20 protein-coding genes and 3 tRNA genes are annotated in these 20,805 nt (G+C 51.2%); 1 reads left to right on the top strand and 22 read right to left on the bottom strand.

Features of this window, described 5'->3' with window-relative positions; all coding sequences use genetic code 11:
- Positions 1–103 precede the first annotated feature (103 nt).
- A complete protein-coding gene (gene ytxC / locus IEW70_RS09375; RefSeq protein WP_188647671.1) occupies positions 104–991 on the bottom strand; it encodes a putative sporulation protein YtxC in 888 nt (295 codons plus the stop codon).
- Positions 992–1,168: 177 nt separating this feature from the next.
- Between ytxC and IEW70_RS09370 the strand changes: the two genes are divergently transcribed.
- On the top strand, positions 1,169–1,708 hold the full coding sequence (locus tag IEW70_RS09370) for a PH domain-containing protein (RefSeq protein WP_188647670.1): 540 nt from the start codon (positions 1,169–1,171) through the stop codon (positions 1,706–1,708).
- 73 nt (positions 1,709–1,781) lie between these two features.
- Here the strand turns inward: IEW70_RS09370 and IEW70_RS18140 are convergent, their stop codons facing one another.
- The 21 genes from IEW70_RS18140 to IEW70_RS09270 form a co-directional block, all read right to left on the bottom strand.
- Complete coding sequence (locus IEW70_RS18140) at positions 1,782–1,913, bottom strand: hypothetical protein (RefSeq protein WP_268234853.1); 132 nt, start codon at positions 1,911–1,913, stop codon at positions 1,782–1,784.
- A gap of 21 nt (positions 1,914–1,934) precedes the next feature.
- The gene (locus IEW70_RS09365) at positions 1,935–2,597 is read right to left on the bottom strand and encodes a metal-dependent hydrolase (protein WP_188647669.1); all 663 of its coding nucleotides are present in this window, start codon (positions 2,595–2,597) and stop codon (positions 1,935–1,937) included.
- A 261-nt stretch (positions 2,598–2,858) separates the two neighbouring features.
- Positions 2,859–2,948, bottom strand: a tRNA-Leu gene (locus IEW70_RS09360).
- 12 nt (positions 2,949–2,960) lie between these two features.
- Positions 2,961–3,035, bottom strand: a tRNA-Gly gene (locus IEW70_RS09355).
- Positions 3,036–3,042: 7 nt separating this feature from the next.
- Positions 3,043–3,118: transfer RNA gene (locus IEW70_RS09350), tRNA-Phe, on the bottom strand.
- A gap of 101 nt (positions 3,119–3,219) precedes the next feature.
- Complete coding sequence (gene dnaI, locus IEW70_RS09345) at positions 3,220–4,149, bottom strand: primosomal protein DnaI (RefSeq protein ID WP_188647668.1); 930 nt, start codon at positions 4,147–4,149, stop codon at positions 3,220–3,222.
- Entirely contained in the window at positions 4,149–5,633 is a 1,485-nt protein-coding gene (locus IEW70_RS09340) for a replication initiation and membrane attachment family protein (RefSeq protein ID WP_188647667.1), read from the bottom strand. Before IEW70_RS09340 ends, dnaI begins: the two co-directional genes overlap by 1 nt.
- 108 nt (positions 5,634–5,741) lie before the next feature.
- On the bottom strand, positions 5,742–6,224 hold the full coding sequence (gene nrdR / locus IEW70_RS09335; RefSeq protein WP_188647666.1) for a transcriptional regulator NrdR: 483 nt from the start codon (positions 6,222–6,224) through the stop codon (positions 5,742–5,744).
- Between the two features lie 219 nt (positions 6,225–6,443).
- Positions 6,444–7,499 (bottom strand): glyceraldehyde-3-phosphate dehydrogenase, encoded by a 1,056-nt coding sequence (locus tag IEW70_RS09330; RefSeq protein WP_188647665.1) that lies wholly within the window; start codon positions 7,497–7,499, stop codon positions 6,444–6,446.
- A gap of 175 nt (positions 7,500–7,674) precedes the next feature.
- Positions 7,675–8,289, bottom strand: coding sequence for a lytic transglycosylase domain-containing protein (locus IEW70_RS09325; RefSeq protein WP_188647664.1), 615 nt, complete (start codon positions 8,287–8,289; stop codon positions 7,675–7,677).
- A complete protein-coding gene (gene coaE / locus IEW70_RS09320; protein ID WP_188647663.1) occupies positions 8,247–8,861 on the bottom strand; it encodes a dephospho-CoA kinase in 615 nt (204 codons plus the stop codon). Before coaE ends, IEW70_RS09325 begins: the two co-directional genes overlap by 43 nt.
- A 22-nt stretch (positions 8,862–8,883) precedes the next feature.
- Positions 8,884–9,549, bottom strand: a complete 666-nt coding sequence (gene ytaF / locus IEW70_RS09315; RefSeq protein ID WP_188647662.1) for a sporulation membrane protein YtaF — start codon at positions 9,547–9,549, stop codon at positions 8,884–8,886.
- 76 nt (positions 9,550–9,625) lie between these two features.
- Positions 9,626–10,450 carry a DNA-formamidopyrimidine glycosylase gene (gene mutM / locus IEW70_RS09310; RefSeq protein WP_188647661.1) on the bottom strand — a complete coding sequence of 275 codons (825 nt, stop codon included), beginning with the start codon at positions 10,448–10,450 and terminating at the stop codon, positions 9,626–9,628.
- A gap of 17 nt (positions 10,451–10,467) precedes the next feature.
- The gene (gene polA / locus IEW70_RS09305) at positions 10,468–13,110 is read right to left on the bottom strand and encodes a DNA polymerase I (RefSeq protein WP_188647660.1); all 2,643 of its coding nucleotides are present in this window, start codon (positions 13,108–13,110) and stop codon (positions 10,468–10,470) included.
- 223 nt (positions 13,111–13,333) lie between these two features.
- A complete protein-coding gene (gene phoU, locus IEW70_RS09300; protein WP_188647659.1) occupies positions 13,334–14,002 on the bottom strand; it encodes a phosphate signaling complex protein PhoU in 669 nt (222 codons plus the stop codon).
- Between the two features lie 15 nt (positions 14,003–14,017).
- Positions 14,018–14,776: a phosphate ABC transporter ATP-binding protein PstB gene (gene pstB / locus IEW70_RS09295; RefSeq protein WP_229751923.1), complete on the bottom strand. Its 759-nt coding sequence runs from the start codon at positions 14,774–14,776 to the stop codon at positions 14,018–14,020.
- 28 nt (positions 14,777–14,804) lie between these two features.
- The gene (pstA, locus tag IEW70_RS09290) at positions 14,805–15,743 is read right to left on the bottom strand and encodes a phosphate ABC transporter permease PstA (protein WP_188647658.1); all 939 of its coding nucleotides are present in this window, start codon (positions 15,741–15,743) and stop codon (positions 14,805–14,807) included.
- Positions 15,743–16,690: a phosphate ABC transporter permease subunit PstC gene (pstC, locus tag IEW70_RS09285; RefSeq protein WP_188647657.1), complete on the bottom strand. Its 948-nt coding sequence runs from the start codon at positions 16,688–16,690 to the stop codon at positions 15,743–15,745. The genes pstA and pstC overlap by 1 nt, the downstream gene beginning before the upstream one ends.
- A gap of 121 nt (positions 16,691–16,811) precedes the next feature.
- Positions 16,812–17,756: a PstS family phosphate ABC transporter substrate-binding protein gene (locus tag IEW70_RS09280; protein ID WP_188647656.1), complete on the bottom strand. Its 945-nt coding sequence runs from the start codon at positions 17,754–17,756 to the stop codon at positions 16,812–16,814.
- Between the two features lie 522 nt (positions 17,757–18,278).
- Positions 18,279–20,021 (bottom strand): two-component system histidine kinase PnpS, encoded by a 1,743-nt coding sequence (pnpS, locus tag IEW70_RS09275; protein ID WP_188647655.1) that lies wholly within the window; start codon positions 20,019–20,021, stop codon positions 18,279–18,281.
- On the bottom strand, positions 20,018–20,725 hold the full coding sequence (locus IEW70_RS09270; RefSeq protein ID WP_188647654.1) for a response regulator: 708 nt from the start codon (positions 20,723–20,725) through the stop codon (positions 20,018–20,020). The genes pnpS and IEW70_RS09270 overlap by 4 nt, the downstream gene beginning before the upstream one ends.
- Positions 20,726–20,805 lie beyond the last annotated feature (80 nt).

The following is a 20,805-nucleotide window of genomic DNA, read 5'->3' as shown; positions in this document are numbered from 1 at the left end:
TTCGATCTCTGGAAGCCGTGTGTGATCGATGGTGTCCTCTTCATCGCTGTTTCATAAAAAATTTGGTTGTATTATACCCAACGCTGGCAGGCGGAGTCAAGATCTATTGCGAATGAGAGCGGGAACGACACTCCGGACAACCATGGCAGACAACCACCCGCCCCTCAAAAATCTGCATCAATGTCCGGATCACATTTTCTTTATCGTGGCGGGTATGCAAGATGATCCGCTCCGGCGCCACCGTCAACAACGTGCTGACAATCAGATCCTCCTGGGAGTAGGAGTGATCCATCATCTCCTGAACGACGACGTCCATTTCCTTCAACCGGAGCGGACGGCCATCCGCCTCCAGTACCTGAAATTTACGCTTGCCCGTATGAATGACATGAACCATGGGAACTTTGCTTTTTTGTACCAATACAAAGTACTTCAACAGATCGATGAATTCTTGGTATTCCTTATCCAGCAGATATTCGTCAATCGCATGCTCCACCAGTTTGACCAATACCCGATGATATTTTTTCAGCCGAAACCGGACAAAACCGTCCACGGCAAGATTGCGATGTTGGGAAAGATAGCGTACCACGGTACGCACCATTTTTTCCTTACGCTGATCAAAGGATCGATCTCCCTCGTCCGTTTCGTTCTCATGTAGCAAATGAAAGGTATACTCGGTGACCTGATCCATCTCTTCCCGGTGTTTGGGATGGAATTCCCGTGAGATAATCCCGCGAATCAGCTCCGGCTCATCCACGGTCAGGATGTATTCGGCCACTGCAGTGCCCAGGCACAGCCGCAGGTTTTTTTCCGGCTGTTTCCCCATCCGCAAATGGGACAATCGAAACACTGTCCGGTCCCCCACCCACTTCTCTTCCAACCGGATGGTTTGACCGACGGGATCCCAATGTTGCAGTTTGTTTTGTAACAAACGCCGCAAATGGTTTACTTCTTCCGAATTATGTCCGGGAACCGAGATCTGGTACGCACCCATGCCCAACTTCTCCTTTGTCCATCGTTTGTTCCTAGTATATGGGCGTTGCCGACCGGGTATACGTACACCATTGGAATGTACCGAACTGTCGGAAAAATAATACCTTTAGACAATAGACACTTTATTTCACCTTCCTGTAAGATGGGAAATAAGAACTTCCTGCAAGGAGGTCGGGCCATGGTTTCGAAAACGGAAGTGCGTCAGCAGATTGAGGAGCTGAACCTAAACCGGGTAGGTCGCGTACTGGGCCGTCGGGAGATCAACGAATTGCCTCGCATCCTGTTGGAACACGAACACATTGAAGGGTTGGTCTATGGACGGTATCGAAACCGCCATGGCGTTGTAGTGGCAACCGATCAACGACTGATATTCTTGGAAAAAGGTCTGATCTCACTCTTTGTGGAGTCCTTCGATTACAATCAAATCACCTCCCTGCGGTTTGAAACAGGCCTGTTGTTTGGTGCGGTAGAGATCATCTCCATCGGCTCTGAAGGAAGAATCAGCGGAGTGGACAAAACCCAAATCCTGCCCTTCGTCGAAAAGATTCGCCGCCATCTGAAACAAAAAGTGGAGGAAGTCAAACAGGGTTCCGGTGACTCGGATGACTATCTCGATGAGCTAGAGCGCTTGGCCCGTTTAAAAGAACAAGGCATCCTCACCCATGATGAGCTGAACGAGCAAAAGAAACGAATTTTAAAAGAAAAGAAAGCGGTTTAACCAATATAGGCCAGGAGGAATACGCCCCTGGCCTTTTATTTATTGGATAAGTACTCATTTACAGGAGTCCCGTTTATGCTGACACTGACGTTTTCCCATCCGTCACTTCCGATTCCGGCAAAGCGGGAGCATCTACTGTATAGGCTTGACACGCCATTACTACTACCAAGAAAAATATCCCCACTGCCCACCTTAGGAGATTCATGTTATCCGCTCCTTTTTCCCGTTATCCCCAAAACAACCCTTTTATGCTTTTCACCTGATCTGCAGCCCCTGACAAAAAGGCATCCGGTGACGCCCCTTGAAACAGCATCCACAAAATCGCCAGGGAACCACCGTACATGGCCAGTTTTCCCGTCACCTGATCCACTTTGTCCCCGCTTCTCACCTTGATGCCCAGGTCTTTCAACCCCCACCGCTTTTTCCAGGGCCAGAAAAATGGCACGCCGCCTGTAGTTACCGCATCCGCCAACAAGTGTGAAATATATCCGGCTGCTATCGCCACGGAATAATCGGGGGCAGCCAGATAGGTAATCCCCGTCACAATACCCAAAGCAAGCAATGAATGCGTAATACTGCGATGGGGCACAAAGGCGACACTCATCGCATACATCCCGGCCAGACAAGTCCAAAGGGGGACATGCTTCAGAAAATACAGCAATACCATAATGCCGCCCAAAACCGTCAGCGCAGCCGAACGGTACTGGATGGATTTGAACAGCAGGTTGTTCAGCATACTTCCGTCTTCATCAATATCCGGCAACATGGCCCCTATCGACGACGCCACCACTGTCCATGCCATCGCTTCCGGATCGGCGCCTACGCCGGTAATAGCAGCAGCGGCAGCACCGGCAGCTACGCCAAGTGACATATGTGTGTTCCCCGTCATAATCATCCTCCTTTAATAACAACATACGTTTGGGTCCTTCAGACAAAAAATACCGGTGTCGATTTCACCGGCGGCATCAGCATGTTTCTCCGCAGATACACAAGATTTCCATGTGTTTATGGTATCAAAAAATACTGAAGTTGTCCCTTAAGTTTTTGTTCAAAATACTTGGGAACTTTGGACATTTCATCGTAAAAAAAACGTCCCCTAAAATGATGGGGACGTTTAAAAATAAAAAAACCCTCCTGTTCAGGAGGTCGCTGGTACCGAGGGTCGGACTCGAACCGACACGGTGGATCACCCACCCCGGGATTTTAAGTCCCGTGCGTCTGCCAATTCCGCCACCCCGGCAAGGTATAAAAATGGAGCGGAAGACGGGATTCGAACCCGCGACCCCCGCCTTGGCAAGGCGGTGCTCTACCCCTGAGCCACTTCCGCTCGAGAATGGTGGTTCGGGACGGAATCGAACCGCCGACACGAGGATTTTCAGTCCTCTGCTCTACCGACTGAGCTACCGAACCACTTGCTTTATGCGGTGACGAAGACTATTATAGCACGCTGGTATAGGGATGGCAACAGCTATTCCAAAAAAATTTCAACCGGCGATACTTTTCTTCAGAACCTACATCCCGCGCCGATTGGGGCCTTTCACATGGAATACCTGTACATGGTGACGAATCCGTTCCATAATCCGCTTGGCTTTGGTCCGTTCGACCCCGCCTTTTTCCGAGTAGGCGAGATGTTTTTCCAACTCATCCAGATTCAGATTGGATGTATAAAGGGTAGGCAATCCTTGTGTCACCCGATATTGGAGAATCGTTCCCAAGACTTCGTCCCGTGCCCAGGGAGTCAAATTTTCCGCTCCGATGTCATCGAGGATTAACACCGTTGCTTTTTTTAGGGCATCCAACTTTTCTTGCACCTGTCCGTCTCGAATGGAATCCTTCACTTCACGGATAAAATCCGGCACATATACCATGAGGGAATCGACACCATGATCCACCAGCCGCTGAGCGATTGCTCCTGCGATATGGCTCTTGCCTACACCGAAATCCCCATAAAAGTATAATCCCTTCCGGGGGCGCCCCTCAGCGAACTGCTCGCAAAATTCCGCAGCAGCATCGATGGCGGGGATGCGGCCCTGGTTAAGAATAAGCGAGTTGAATGTAGCAGATAAGATGTCCTTCGGAATATAATGACTACGAATCAATGAGGAACGGCGCTTTTGCTCTTCTTGTCTTTTTAGTTTGTCACACGGCTGCATGCGCAATTCCAATAATCCGCTGTAAGGAACCAATTCAGGCTGGTGACCTTGGACCATGTTGGGGCAGTGTTCCAAGCCGGGACATCGTCCGCAATTGGCTTGCTCTTTCACGTATTGCCGCAAAGGAACCAAGGAATGTAAATACACTTCACGGGGAATGTCGGGATGCTTGCTTCTAAACGCCTGAACAGGAGGAGCTGAGAATATTCTCTGCAATAGCTGCTCTTTGTCGCCCTGAATGGGTAGACGCTCTTTCCATTGTTGCAAGACCCGTTCAATCCGCTCCATCATGAACTCCCCTTTTTCCGATTCAACCGCTCGTTCATTCGCTGCAACTTCGCACGCAGCCTCTGTTCCGCAACGGGATCCACTTCCCAGTCTTTACTTCGCTCTTCTTTGGACTGCTCTTCCATCCCTTGGCGCACCGCCGACGGAAGCTGATCTTCTCTTTCTCTCCTCTGACTTTTTCGCTTGCTGTAGGCTGCACCATCCGGAGTATACCTGCCCCGGGTAAGCTCTTTCTCTTTCCGTGCCATCTCCAGAGCTTGTTCCACCGTCTGTACATTTTTTCGTGCCCAATGACCGGCAATCTTCTCCACCAAAGGACGGGGCAACTTGTAATCATAAGAATACAGGACGTATTCCAACAGCACATTGATGACACCATGGGGCAATCCGTACTGATGGATCAGATCCTCGATCAGTTCCATGTCGGCCTTGGGAATTTGCCGCCCGTTTTGAAAGCGGGACAACAGTTCCAACGGAGATACTTGAGCCAGCATCCGAAAATGCTGCTCCTCTTTGCTTGATTCACCCGCAGCCCCATTCCCTTCAGCCACGGAAGCAGCTGAATTGGACGCATGTACCTTGGCTGCAGACGGCTTCTCCAACCGCTTTCGCTCCACCACTACCGGGGGCCGACCGAAGCGCATCCGGTATTCGCTTTTGACAAACGAACGCAACCGTTCGACGGCAATCCGTCCGTTTTGCGTAACATACGGATTTTGCAGCGCACGAATCAGATCCCAATCATCCAATTGGTACAAAAACCGGATCTCGCGCAGCTGCTTTTCCACTTCCGGTGTCCAAGCCCCTTTTTCCAACAGAGGCTCCAACCGTGTCCGTACCATGGACAGGTCATCTTCCTCCTGGCCAAATACCGGCAGCTCACCTTCTACATCAGGAGAATACGACCCTTCTTGCCAAGCTGTACCGATCTCCTCCTCCAAATCATCGACCGATGCCATATCCACCGGAGAGAGTGATCCATATACTTCTTGAAACGACTTGGTCACTTCTTTGCCTTTTTCTCGGCTTCCCGCCTCTGTGCGGGTATCCAAGTCTTTTCGCAGCGCCCGGTAACCGTCTCTTCCCAAACGGTTTAATAAGGTAATGCTCAGCACATCGCTTTGAAAAAACTGGCCGGGAGAAAGAGGCGGAACCAACTCGTACTCATACACCCGCCGTCCGTCTTCCATCATCTCATATGTATGGAGAAGGCCCACTCCCTCTAAGCGATAACGCGCCTCCAAAAGATCGGGCAGCGGCAGGTGCAACAGATTCATCAAATAAAGATGGGTTTTCACCTCAGCAGAAGAAGACAGTGCACGATCCGCTTGATGATAGAGTGTCATGTACAACCCTGCTGAGGCAGCGCCAATTAAAGGCTGATATAAATGGAACAGTCCCTTGGAATCCCGATCATGCAATGGACGGCGACTCCGGCTGCGCCAACCGTCACGAGGGGAACCGTTTTTCCAGGTCATGATCATGGGTGCTGCCTCCCGAACCATTCAAAAAATGGGTTTTATTATTGTATCAGGAGAAGCCAGCAGGGACAATCACCTATTAGCTCGTTCTGTCTGAAGAAATGGAGGAAATCAGACATCATTCGGGTTTACCCTTTCCCGAGAGCGATTTAAGAGCTCTTCCAGTTCCCGCACAAATACATTGATATCTTTAAATTGACGGTATACCGAAGCAAAGCGAACATACGCCACTTCATCCACTTCCACCAGCCGCTCCATCACCATTTCCCCGATTTCCCGCGTCGGAACTTCCGCCTCGCTGTTTTCCCGCAAGTTGCGTTCCACTTCATCCACCAGCTGCTTCAAGCGCTCCATGGGAACGGGACGTTTTTCGCAGGCACGAATTAATCCGCGCATCAGTTTGTCCCTGCTGAATTCCTCCCGGCTGCCATCTTTTTTGATTACGATCAGCGGTTTTTCTTCCACTATTTCAAAGGTGGTAAAGCGGCGGTCACATGTTTCGCATTGGCGTCTGCGCCGAATCGACTTGCCCTCGTGGGCCGGACGAGAGTCGAGTACTCTGCTGCCGATGGACTGACAAAACGGACATCGCATGGAATCCCCCCTTCCTTTGATTTGAATTCGGCGGTCCATTCAGGATATCGTCATAAATATACCACATTCTGCGGACCAGTGGTTGGTTGCCTGCCACTCTGTGAAATACCAGTAAAATCGACAGACAAAAAAAGCCCCATTTAAGGGGCAGAGGGTTTTCAAACCAATGCGGGGGAGATTGTTTCCCCCGAAAGAATTTCACAGAAGACCGTCCGGCGCTTAAACGACGGAAGCTTCCACTTCATCCTCCGCCGGACGGCCTTCAGGGGCTAAAAAAGACGATCCCACCAGTTTTACCAGATCCACCACACGACAGGAGTATCCCCATTCGTTATCATACCAGGCCAACACTTTCACCTGGCGATCACCAGTCACCATCGTGGAAAGCCCATCGACGATGGCGGAATGGGAATTGCCATTGAAGTCCGAGGAAACCAAAGGTTCCTCACAGTATTCCAGGATGCCTTTCAGCGAACCTTCGGCGGCTTCTTTCAACACACCGTTCACTTTATCCACCGTGACGTCGGTCTGAACATCTGCCACCAAGTCCACCACGGACACATTGGGAGTAGGGACCCGGAGCGCCAAACCGTTGAGCCGGCCTTTCAGCTCCGGCAACACTTGACCGATGGCTCTAGCGGCACCGGTCTTGGTCGGAATGATGGATTGGGCACATGCCCGGGCACGGCGCAAATCCTTGTGAGGATTATCCAAGTTTTTCTGGTCATTGGTATAAGAGTGGACTGTGGTCATCAAACCTTGCTGGATCCCGAAAGCCTCATGGAGCACTTTTACCACCGGTGCCAGACAGTTGGTGGTGCAGGAAGCATTGGAGATAATATGGTGCTCTTTCGGGACGTAAGCGCTATCATTGACTCCCATGACAATCATTACGTCTTCCCGTTTGCCGGGGGCTGTGATTACCACTTTTTTCGCTCCGGCCTGCAGGTGAAGACCGGCACCATCCCGATCGCGAAACTTTCCGGTAGCTTCTACCACAATATCGATCCCCAGCTCTTTCCAAGGCAACTGGGCCGGATTTCGTTCAGACACCAGTTGGACCGCTTTCCCCTTCACCATCAATTGATCGCCGGCGGGTGTGATCGGTTCATCCAATCTTCCATGAATCGTGTCATATTTCACCAGATGAGCCAGGGTTTCCGCAGGATAGCTTGCGTTGATCGCCACGATCTCCAAGTCTTTCTCTTGCAGTGCCTTGCGGAATACCATACGGCCAATCCGGCCGAATCCATTTATCGCTATGCGTACCGGCATTATGATACCCCTTCCCTCATTATGTTCCATACTAGTTCCACTTTTATTATAAACAGTATGTCATATATTGCAATGCGTAACGGCTAATTTCCTGCAAAAGTTTAGTGAACCATTATGAAAGCGCTCACAAAAGGAGCCTGAACAAAGGGGAGACTATCTCGCCTCCCCTGCAGGGTTATTGCTTTTTGTTTAGGTGCGTATACAACGACTTGTATTTTTCGTGGAAAAAGAATACCCGTTGAATGTAGTGACGAGTCTCGCCGTAAGGAATCTGTTTTAGATTCTCCCGGGTCCCGTCCCACTGGCCGGATTGGATCCACTTTTTCACGTTCCCGGGACCGGCATTGTAAGCGGCAACTGCCGCCACTTCATTGCCGTGAAACTCGCGGATCAACCCTGCCAGGTACCAGGAGCCCATGTGAATGTTGATCGCCGGATCGTGGACATTATCCCGGAATGCCGGTGAAAAATGGCCCCTATCGATCACCCATTCAACGGTATGGGGCATAAGCTGCATCAGACCCTGTGCACCCACGCGCGATTTTTTGTTGGGATCAAATTTGCTCTCCACTCGAATAACGGCCATTATCAAAAAGGGATCTGCTCCGGTGGCATCCGAGCTGTACATGATCTGCTCCTCATAATCCAATGGATACATCCAACGATTAAAGAGCGGAGTAGCAACCAGCAAAAACACCAGCAGCAACGCAAATGCGATGACCAGCTTCCGTTTGGACGGCAATGCCGCTAGGGCTGGTCGGATCCATTTTGCAAGACCAGAGTTTCCCATAGCTGATCCACCTGTCTTTCCGTATCCGCCAGCGTGCCCGAATTGTCAATCAACACATCGGCGAACTGTTTTTTTTCCTCGATCGGTATCTGTGATTGGATCAAGCGTCGGGCTTCCTTTTCATCCATTCCTTCTCGCGCCATCAAGCGTTGCAACTGCAACGCTTCGGGAATGTAGACCACGATCACTTTTTCAACCAGTGACGTCAATTTTTCCTCAATCAACAGGGGCGTGTCCAATATAACGGGACGCGCGGGATTGCTCCGCTGCGCCTGCCGGGTTTCTTCCTGCATTTGGTCGATGATGAGAGGATGCAGCAAACGATTCAGCTCCCGCCGTGCTGCCGGATCCCTGAATACAATAGCTCCCAAAGCTTTCCGGTCCAACGTTCCATCCGGTTGAAGCACTTCCTGACCGAACCGTTCTTTTATCCGTCGAAGCCCCTCCGTACCGGGTTCCACGACTTGACGTGCGATCACATCCGCATCCACGATCGCCGCTCCCCGCTCCTGCAACATCCGGGAGACGGTACTTTTTCCCGTTGCTATGCCTCCTGTCAAACCTGCGATCAATGGTTCATCACACCCTTTTAGGTTAAAAAAACCTTGTCAGGCCCAATATTAACAGCAACAAACCCGGCAGATAAGACAGCATACCCGCCGGATCCCGCCTGACAAAACAAAACCCCAGCTTGATGCCTGCTATTAGAAATACCGCGCAAGCGCATACGATCATCCCGGCTGCGGTCCATGGGGAATGTCCCATCAACGCCGCCCCCACTCCCGCCCCAAAGGCATCTAACGACAAGGCCGTACCCAACCATACAGCTTCACCGGGACTGATGGTACCGGATCGGTCGATATCGGCAACCGCAGGGGTCTTCAAGATTTGAATCACCAACCCCAGTCTGCGGATTTCCAAAGACAGCAGGCGCGCTGGTGCGACCGTCTCCTCTCTTAAAGCATCTTCTTTCCGCAGAGAAGAGGAGACGGTGTTCCGGCCGGCTTGAATCAACCCCCATATCCCCAGCAGACACAAAAGGGTGCCGCCTGCTTTTTCCGCCGTGCCCGGTGCTATCCACTGAGCCAGCCATTGTCCCGTGTACATGGATAACACGATCATCGCACCGGAACAACATCCAATGATGATCACCGATAACAGGGGCAAACGAATTTTGCGCAACCCGTAAGTGATACCCGCTCCAAAGCTGTCCAGGCTGACAGCCAATGTAAGAAAGATCAAGGAAAACAGGCTCCACACCCTTTACCCACTCCTTCAGACAGGTGGATGGATACCTACATCCTATGAAGAAGAGGGATTTCCGTGCGGATCCTTTTTAGTTTTGGCAACGGGTGCAGATATGCGTTCCCCGGCCCGCCACCACCAGCCGGGAAATAGGTTCCCCGCATCGGTGACAAGGTTCCCCTTTTCGCCCGTAGACTTGGATCTGCAACTGAAACATGCCCATTTCACCATTCCCGTCCACATAGGAGCGAACAGAGGACCCTCCTGCTTCGACGGCTTTCATTAGTGTGGAACGAATACTGTTAAAGAGGCGTTTCACCTCATCATCGGACAGTGAAGAGACCGTCCGTTCCGGATGAAGCCCCGCTTGATACAGGGCCTCGTCCACATATATATTCCCCAAGCCCGCCAAAAACTCCTGATTCAGCAAAAGAGCTTTGATTTTTGTTCTCCGTCCCGCTAAACGCTGTCGGAACAGCTCCAAGGTAAACTCCTCGGAAAGGGGCTCGGGACCCAACTTGTTCAAAGGTGGCTGATGTTCCTCTTCTCCGCGCGGATAGAGATGCATCGTGCCGAATTGGCGCACATCCTTATATCGGAGTTCTGTTCCGTCCGTAAAGTGAAAAATCACATGGGTATGCTTCTCCACCGGTTCTTCCTGCGGGACTACCCGGTAACGTCCTTCCATCCGAAGGTGGGAAACCAGCACCCAGGAGTTGAATCCGATTTTGAGAAATTTCCCCCGGCGCCCTACTTCGTTGATCGTCTCCCCTTCAAGCAGCTGTCCGAACAGTACCGGGTCCGGCGGCTCTTTCACAATCCGTGGCAGGTGAACACTTACACGATCCACCGTTTTTCCGATCACCAGCTTCTCCAATGTCCTTCGAACGGTTTCTACTTCAGGCAGTTCTGGCACGTCTTCTTCTCTCCCTGTCACTTTGCTTCATACCATGTTTCCCCAGTGTTCACATCCACTTTCAGGGGAACGGACAGCTCCACCGGTTCCTCCATCACTTGTTGCACCAGCCGGGACAGTGTCGCCAACTCTTCTTCCGGCGCTTCAAAAATCAATTCATCGTGAACCTGCAGCAACATTCGAGCTTTCAGCCCTTCTTCCCGCAACACCTCATCCATGCGTACCATCGCTTTTTTGATGATATCCGCCGCCGTACCCTGAATCGGCGTGTTCATCGCCGTCCGTTCAGCAAAACTGCGCCGATTGAAGTTGCGGGAGTTGATGTCCGGCAGATAACGCCGACGGTTCAGCATAGTGGTGACATACCCCTGTTTTTTGGCCTGCTGCACGGTTTCGTCCATGTAGCGCTTGACTCCCGGATAGCTTTCAAAATAACGCTCAATAAAAGCAGCCGCTTCTTTTCGCGGGATATTCAGGTTTTGGGACAATCCGTAATCGCTGATCCCGTAAACAATCCCGAAGTTAACCGCTTTGGCCTGACGGCGCATCAACGGGGTCACCTCATCCTCCGATACACCAAATACATCCATCGCCGTTTTTGTATGAATATCCATGTCCTTCCGGAAAGCCGCCATTAGATTTTCATCTTTGGACAAATGGGCCAGCACCCGGAGTTCAATTTGTGAGTAGTCGGCCGCCAGAATGTACCACCCTTTTTCCGAGGGGACAAATACCTGGCGAATGCGCCGTCCTTCCTCCAGCCGGATCGGGATGTTCTGCAGGTTGGGATCGGTACTGCTCAGCCTTCCGGTGGCGGTAATCGTTTGATTGAAACGGGTGTGAATCTTGCCTGTTTCCGGATAAATCTCTTTCAGCAATCCTTCCACATACGTGGAGATCAGCTTCCCTACTTGGCGGTAATGGAGAATTTGCTCCACGATCTCATGCTGGGGAGCCAGCCTCTCCAGCACATCGGCACTGGTGGAGTAGCCCGTCTTGGTCTTTTTCAACACCGGCAGCCCCAGCTTGTCAAACAGAATTTCCCCCAGCTGTTTGGGAGAATTGATGTTAAACTCCGTTCCCGCCAAATCGTAGATCTTGTCGGTCAGTTCGTCCAACTGCTGCTGCAACTCTTCTCCGAGGGCTTTTAACCGCTCCCGATCTACTTTGACTCCGTGCCATTCCATGCGGGCCAATACATCCGCCACCGGCAGCTCCAGATCGTAAAAAAGTTCGTCCAACTCTGCTTCCTTCAGCTCTTCTTCCAGCACGGGATAAAGCCGAATCATCGCCGATGTCTTACGAGCCAGGTGTTCCGCCAACTCCTCCCCTTCCAGTTGACGGCGTTTGGCCCCTTTTCCGTACACCTTTTCATCGGCGGGAAGGGAGCCATCCAGTTTCCGTTCCACAATATCGGCGAGCTCATGCCCGGACTCCGACGGATTGGTAAGATAGGAAGCCAAGAGCAGATCGAAGACATATCCTTTAAATTCCAAACCTCGCCGCTTCAATGCCACTCGTGTCCGCTTCACATCATACACGATTTTTTCTTGCCGCTCATCTGCCAGCCACTTTTGCAACGATTCCCACTGCATGGCGGTTTCCAGTGGAATATACAGGTATTCTTTCCCATCGGAAAGCGCCATCCCGATCACTTCGGCCTTATGATAATTTTCCTCCGTCAACTCGACAAACAGCGCCAAGCAGTCCTGTTTCAGGAGCGGCTCCCATTCATCCTGATCTTCCGCCGTCACGATATGATACCGGATCGCTTCCAGTTCTTCCGGTGCCTCCGGACCGTCTGCCTGCACTTTTTCCAACAAGGTTTTAAATTCCAACCGTTTGAATAAGGGGGCTACTCTTTCCGGATCAAAAGGAGTATAGCTGATGTCTTGAATCGAAATCTCCATCGGCACCTCGCAGTAAATCGTCGCCAATTCTTTGCTGACCCGCGCCTGCTCCTGATGTTCCGCTACACGTTCTTTCAGTTTTTTGCCTGGCAGATCTGCTAGATGATCCAAGACATTTTCCACCGTACCAAACTGATGCAGCAGCTTGAGGGCTGTTTTTTCCCCTACGCCGGGAATCCCGGGAATATTGTCGGAAGTATCTCCCATCAGCCCCTTCAGGTCGATCACTTGCTTCGGCTCCAAGCCGTAACGATCCTTTACCCCTTGAACATCGTACTTTTCCGTCTCCGTCACACCCTTGCGGGTAAGAAGCACCTGAACTCCGTCAGTAACGAGTTGGAGCAAATCTTTGTCTCCGGACACAATCGTAACGGGAATTCCTTTTTGATCCGCTTCCCTGGCCAATGTGCCGATAATATCGTCCGCCTCATATCCCTCCAGCTCGAAATGATGAATGCCAAAGGCATCCAGCACCTCTTTGATTAAGGGAATCTGCTCGGACAGCTCATCGGGGGTTTTCTCCCGCTTTCCTTTATACTCTTGATAATCTTTATGCCGAAAGGTGGTTTTGCCCGCATCGAAGGCAACCAACATATGGGTCGGCCTCTCTTCTTCCAGCACCTTCATCAACATCATGGTAAATCCATACACCGCATTGGTGTAAGTTCCTGCGCTGTTGGTCAAAAGGGGCAGTGCATAAAACGCCCGAAACGCAATACTGTTCCCGTCGATCAAGACCAGTTTATCCATGAACGCGCCTCCGCTTCTCCATTCGTAAAAGATGGTTCCGTTCGTGAAAATGAACAGGTTTATTGTATCATGAGGCATTGCGGGACTTCCAGAAAGGGCAAGGGAAAAGAAAAAGAGATTGTCGGCTCCCTTTTCTCCCGTGATATAACTAAACCACGTCGAAAGCACCTGAAAAAAAACAGCAGCTCTATCTAGAGCTACTGTTTGGTTCATCCATAGCTTTTCAGTTCAAATCCACCCGTTTACCGGTCTCGATATAGACGATGCTTTCGCCGATGTTGGTCGCGTGATCGGCGATCCGTTCCAGGTAACGGGCGACAAAGCAGAGACGGAGGGCGACATCTTTTTCTGCATCGGTGCTTTCGACTTTGTGGAAAACCATTTGCAACAGCTCTTTCACCACTTTTTCGTACAGGTCGTCCACTTGATCATCGGTTTGAGCCATTTTTTTCGACATTTCCACATTGCCGTCGATGTAGCTGTTAATCCCGTCGTGCACCATTTTTTGTGTAATCCGTGCCATGTTTGGGATATCTTTCAGCTCTGTGAAAAGCTTCAGGTCGTTTTCCACAAAATAGACGGTCACTTCAGCCACATTGGCTGCCAAATCCGCCATACGTTCCATATCGGAAGCGATTTTCATGGCTGCGATCAGTTTGCGGAGATCTTTGGCCACCGGCTGCTGGGTGGCGATGAGTTGGGCCACTTTTTCATCGATGCGGTCTTCCAATTCATCGATCTTATGATCCTTTTCCAACACGTCCCGAGCCATGATCCCATTCAGGGACGCGAGAGATTTAACCGACTTGTCGATGGCAATCTCCAGTTTTTCCCCCATCTCCAAGAGTAGACGTTTCACTTCTTTCAGAGACTGATCGAATTGCCGTTCCATGTTTGAGCCCCTTTCTTAACCGAAACGACCTGTAATATAGTCTTCGGTCTTCTGATTTTTCGGGTTGGAGAACAAGGTCTTGGTATCGTCATACTCGATCAGTTCCCCGTTCAGGAAGAACGCCGTCTTATCGGAGATCCGAGCCGCTTGCTGCATGTTGTGGGTCACGATGACAATCGTATACTTCTTTTTCAACTCTTGAACCAGCTCTTCGATCTTAGAGGTGGAGATGGGGTCCAGAGCGGATGTCGGCTCATCCATCAACACGATTTCCGGTTCCACTGCGAGGGCGCGAGCGATGCAGAGACGTTGCTGCTGTCCGCCGGACAGGCCGGTGGCCCGGTCCTTCAAGCGGTCTTTCACTTCATCCCACAGAGCCGCTCCCCGCAAGCTTTTTTCCACGATTTCATCCAGCACTTTTTTGCTCTTGATTCCGTGAATACGGGGTCCGTAAGCCACGTTGTCATAAATGCTCTTGGGGAACGGGTTGGGTGCTTGAAATACCATTCCCACCCGCTTCCGCAGCACTTCCACGTCGATGTTTTTGCTGTAGATGTTTTCCCCGTGGAGTTGGATCTCGCCCTCGATCCGAACGCCGGGAATCAGGTCGTTCATCCGATTGAGCGTACGGAGAAAGGTCGACTTTCCGCAGCCCGAAGGGCCGATCAGAGCGGTCACGGTATTCTCATCCACATCCATGGATATCTCTTTCAAGGCCTGCTTTTCACCATAATACAGATTCAGGTTTTTCACTTCAATCGCTTGTTTGGTCATCACTGCTTCACTCACTGGTAACTCCCCCTTAACCGTCTCTCCGCTGGAATTTGTTTCGCAGGAACACTGCCAATGCGTTCATGGTAAGCAACATCGCCAGCAAGACGATGATCCCTGCAGCGGCCAGTTCATGGAACGCAGTCTGTGGTTCGCTAATCCACCGATAGATCTGGATAGGCATCACCGTAAAGGGATCCAATACATATCCCGGAGTAAAGGCGATAAACGTCACCGCACCCACCATGATCAACGGGGCTGTTTCACCTACTGCACGGGACAGTGCCAAAATGGTCCCCGTCAAAATCCCCGGCATCGAATAGGGCAGCACCACTTTTTGAATGGTTTGCCACTTGGTCGCTCCCATCGCATAGGAAGCTTGCCGCAGGGAGTTCGGGACCCCGGCGATCGCTTCCCGGGCGGCCACAATCACCACGGGAAGAATCAACAGCGTCATGGTCAACGAACCGGCCAACACACTTTTTCCAAGTGCCATCCCGCGAACAAACAGCGTCAATCCCAGAATCCCGAACACGATGGAGGGAACGCCCGCCAGGTTGCTAATGTTCAACTGGATAAACCGGGTAAACCCGTTTTTCGGTGCGTATTCTTCCATATACAGAGCCGTGGCCACACCCAAAATAAAAGTCAGCGGAGCGGTTACACCCAACATCCACAAGGAGCCCCAAAAGGCCGCCTTAATCCCGGAACGTTCCGGCAGCCGGGAGGCGAAATTATTGAAGAAGTCCGCACTCAGCCACTTCCAGCCGGTTTGAACGATATCCGTGATCAGCACGGCTAGCACGGCCACGCCTACCAACGTGGCCAGCAAAAACACCCCGTGCGCCAATTTGTTTTTGAATCGGCGATAAAGAACACGGACCGTTCGCTCTTTTTTGGCCCAATCCTGATGATTGGCGGAAACGCGGTTTTTGGACGCTTGACGAATCACTGCTTCATCCGTGCTCATTAGTACTCCTCCTTAAAGCGGCGGGAGATAAACTGTGCCAGTAAATTCATAACCAAGGTGAAGAGAAACAGGGTCATTCCCACCGCATAGATGGATTGGTACACAATCCCGCCCGTGCTGATATCGCCGAAGGCAGCCTGCACAATATAGGCGGTCATGGTTTGAATGGAGTCCGTCGGATTCAAGGTCATGTTGGGGGTAGCCCCAGCTGCGATGGTAACGATCATCGTTTCCCCGATGGCCCGCGAGATACCGAGCACGAACGAGGCGACAATACCGGACAATGCAGCGGGCAAAACCACACGGAAGGATACCTCCAACCGGGTAGAACCCATGGCCAATGCCGCCTCCCGGATATTGCGGGGAACGGAGCTCATGGCATCTTCACTCAGGGATGCAATCATGGGGATAATCATGATCCCCACGACGATACCAGCACTGAGGGCGTTGAAGACACCCATTTCGGGTATGAACGAACGCAACAGCGGTGTCACGAAGGTGAGCGCAAAAAAGCCGTATACGATCGTGGGGATTCCTGCCAGAATCTCCAAAACCGGCTTCAAGACGCGACGAACACGGCTCGGTGCATATTCGCTCAGATAGATCGCACTTGCCAAGCCGAGAGGCACAGCAACGATTGCTGCCGTTACCGTTACCAGCAGGGTGCCGGTGATCAAGGGCAGCACCCCAAAAGAGCGTTGACTTTCAGAGAACAGGGCCGTCCATTTGGTGCCGGTGATAAAGTCGATAAAAGGGATTTTTTGAAAGAAGGACAAGGTCTCAGACAACAGAGTAAAGATGATTCCGATGGTAGTCACCACAGACAACAATGCACAGATGAACAACAGCTTGGGAATCATCCATTCCCATACCGTTCGTAGGGAACGCTCTTTTTTAAACCGGCTGCCGGCCATAACACCCTCGCCGGATTGACCTGATTGCATCATCACTTTGACTCTCCCTTCCCAATAACATGCCAAAATGTGGCTACCTCTCCCGCCAGATTTAGGCAGGGAGAGGAGCCACACACACCCTTGTCAAGCCGTCTATCGTCAATCTACCAAAGGCTTACTTGCTTTGAAGCTGATCCAAACCTTTTTTGTACTCTTCATCCGGCAGCGGGATGAAGCCCACTTCAGAGACGAGCTCTTTACCCACGGTCAGGTAATACTTCAGGAACTCCTGAATTTCTTTCTTCTTCAGGTCGTTCTGGTCTGCGTAGACGAAGATCGGACGAGACAACGGGTAGGAGGTGTCTCTGATGGTATCTTGACTCGGTTCGATTGCCCCTTTACCGCCATCCACTTTGACGACTTTCAGTTGGTCTTTGTTTTCTTCATAGTAGGCGTATCCGAAGTAACCCAAGGCGAACTCGTCACCGGCAACCCCTTGTACCAGGGTGTTGTCATCTTCACTTTGGGTGTAGTCGGTACGGCTTTTGCCCTCTTCACCCACCACTTTTTCGGTGAAGAAGTCAAAGGTTCCGGAAGAGGTTCCCGGGCCGTACAGTTTGATCGGCTTGTCTGGCCATTTCGGGTTGACATCTTTCCAGGTTTTCACCTTGCTGTTGGGCTCCCAAATTTTCTTCAGCTGATCAAAGGTCAGATTATCCACAAAGTTGTTTTTCTTGTTCACCACAACGGAAATTCCGTCATATGCGACCGGGATTTCGACCGGCTTGCGACCGGCTTTTTCTGCGGCCGCTTTTTCATCATCTTTAATCGGACGGGAAGCGTCGCTGAGGTCCGTTTCTTTCTTGGCCCATTTTTCAAAGCCGCCACCGGTACCGGACTGGGAAACCGTGACGTTTACCCCGGGATTTTCTTTCATAAATTCTTCAGCTACCGCTTGGGAAATAGGATACACGGTGCTGGAACCGTCAATCTTGATTTCACCGGAGAGGCCGCTGCCGTTTCCACCCCCGCTGCCTTGGCCTGCATTGGAAGAGCAACCTGCAAATACGGAGATGGACATTGCTACAACTCCGGCGATCAACATGCTTTTCTTCCACATAACCTCGTTTCCCCCTAGAGAAAGTCGTTTTGTTTTCTATGTCTCACTGATTACGACTATAGAGGTAGACTTTTGCCCTAGAATGAATGGATTGTTAAGGTTTTGTAAAGGCATCGGGAAACGGGGATAAAAAAAACACCCGATCATGGGTGTACATGAATGACAAACATGTCCGGTCAAACAGCGAATCCCCTTTTTACCCGTCGCTCCCTTTGCGATTAGAGATGTCGGACTATCACTCCTAAAATATAGCGTGACTGTGCGACACTAAGCCCGACGAAAGGCCCTAGGGGGGACAGTGACCAACGGTGACCGAGGCGCAAGCCAAAGAACATGCTCGATGCGCACCTACGGGCACAAGCACCCACAGGGCACACATCACGCCTTGGTCGCAAGCTCCCGGGTCGTGCTATGCGCCGCTTATTTGTCTTAGTCCCAGGTACGTCGTTCAAAGTAGCTGCTCTACTATACAACTTCTAAGACTTTATCAGCAGCCTCCGTCTCCCTCTGGATGCTTATGGTTTATAAGGGAAACCGCAAGATAAACTCCGTTCCTTTGCCGACTTGGCTTTTCACATGGATCTTTCCATGATGCACTTCTACCAAATGCTTGACAATCGCAAGTCCCAGGCCTGTTCCTCCCGACTGTCGGGAACGGGCTTTGTCCACCCGATAGAACCGCTCAAAAATGCGCGGCAAATCCTCTTCAGGAATCCCGATTCCGGTATCTGCCACGGAAACCACCCACTCCTCGCCTTCCTTTCCGGCTGAAACGGTGATCTTTCCTCCTGCGGGTGTGTAAGCCATCGAGTTGGACAGAAGGTTGATCAAAATCTGAGAAAAACGGTCTTTGTCCACCCGGACAGAAAATGTTCCATCCACCTTCACTTGCAGCTCCAGATCCTTTTTCTTGATTTGCTTTTCCACGGTTTTCACAATCGATTGGATGAGCTCGTGGATCGGTATTTCCTGCAAGTTGAGACTCAATTTTTTGGACTCGATGCGGGATAGGTCCAACAAGTCACCGATCAACCGCTCCAACCGTAAACTTTCGGCTTGGATAATTTCCAGGAATTCACGACGCATTTGAGGATCTTCATCCGCTCCGTCCAATAAGGTTTCCGCAAATCCCCGAAGAGAGGTAACCGGCGTTTTTAATTCATGGGATACATTGGCAACAAAATCTGTCCGCATCTTTTCCAACCGGCGGATCGGGGTGATATCGTGCAGCAATACCACTACCCCCATGCCCTCGCTCTCCCCCCAGATGGGCGTCAGACTGGCTTCGAGGATGCGTTCTTCCGGGTAATACAGGTGCAACTCTTCGCGAATCCGCTCCCCGCTGTACAAACACCGATCCAACAGCGTATGCAGTTCATGAAACACTGCCCGCCGGGGAAGGATTTTGTTGACCAGCTCTCCCGGCTTTAAGTCGTAAAAACGGTGGATAGCCTGGTTGGCCAGATTGACCCGCCGCTCCGCATCGACCAGCAACAAGCCGCTTTCCATTGTTTCAATCACGGAAATCAACCGCCGCTCACTTTTGCGGATGATGTCCAGCTGATTTTTCAACCCCGCCGCCATCCGGTTGATCGCTGAGCCCAGGCGGCCGATTTCATCCCGCTCCTTCACGGAAACCCGACGGTAATACCGGTCCCGGGCGATATCCACTGCGACTTGGGTAATCTCTTCGATCGGCTTGGTGATCCGTGATGCGATTCTCGATCCCAGCAAAGCAGCCGCTACATAGGCCATCGCCAACCCCCCGATCAAAGAAAACCAAACCTGGCTCAAGGATCGATTGATGTTTTCCAAGAACAGCGATAGGCGAATGACACCAAGCACTTGTCCGTCCTGCTGGACAGGGATATAGACATGCAAGCGGTCTTTGGTCGTTACGCGGGTGTAGCCTGTTTTCTTCCGCAATACTTTTTGCACTTCTCGATCCCGCCGCAAATTGCCCATCTGGCGCGGATCCTCCTGGGAATCTCCCAGCACCGTCCCATCCCGGTTAATCAGGGTTACACGGGCCTTCAATGCTTTCCCATTGACTTGGGCCTGCTTTTGAAAACGCCTCGGATTTTTTTCCGCTTCCGACCAATCTATCGTACCTGCCAACAAATACCCTTCTTTGGTCAACCGATCCGTCAAGGAATCGATGTACGACGCCTTGAGCAGCAGTGAAACAAAAACCCCCGAACCCAACACGGATAGCCCCACCAACAAAAGAAACATGATGGTGAGGCGAGCACGCAAGGATCTCATTCTTTCGGTCCCTCAAACTTATATCCGATACCGCGTACCGTTTTGATATACACTGGATTGCGGGAATCTTCCTCCACCTTCTCCCGCAGATGGCTCACATGAACATCCACGATACGGGTATCCCCGATGTAATCATAATCCCAAACGGCATTCAGCAACTGATCCCGTGACAACACCCGCCCCCGATGATTGGCCAAATAAACCAACAACTCAAATTCCTTGGGCGTTAAGTCGATGGGCTCACCGTTTCGAAGAACCTCATAACCATCCGTATCAATCGTGAGGTCCCCGACTTGAATCACTTGTTTGGGCTCTTCCCGCGACACTTCCCGGATCGCTTCGGTTCGACGAAAAATCGCCTTTACCCTGGCCACCAGCTCCCGCGGACTGAAGGGCTTGGTCATGTAATCATCGGCACCCAATTCCAATCCGAGAACTTTATCGAACTCCTCTGTCTTGGCCGTCAACATCAAGATGGGCAGCTGCCGGTTCTCCCTTCGCACCTGCTTGCATACTTCCAATCCGTCTACTTTGGGCAGCATTAAATCGAGCACCAGCAGATCCGGCCGTTGTTCCTTGATCTTATCCAATGCCGTTTGTCCATCTTCAGCAATATCCACAAGATACCCTTCTTTTTCTAAATTAAACTGAACCAGTTTAACAATCGAAGGCTCGTCGTCCACAACCAAGATTCGCTTATCCATCTTCTATCCTCCGCTTTTCTGTTTCCCGGCTCGTTCGGGTGTCTCGCTATTTCCCGCGGTGGAAGCAAAATCGTTACTAG

The organism is Marinithermofilum abyssi (assembly GCF_014641195.1).
GTDB classification, from domain to species: Bacteria; Bacillota; Bacilli; order Thermoactinomycetales; family DSM-45169; genus Marinithermofilum; species Marinithermofilum abyssi.
This window is presented reverse-complemented; position numbering and strand designations above follow the sequence as displayed.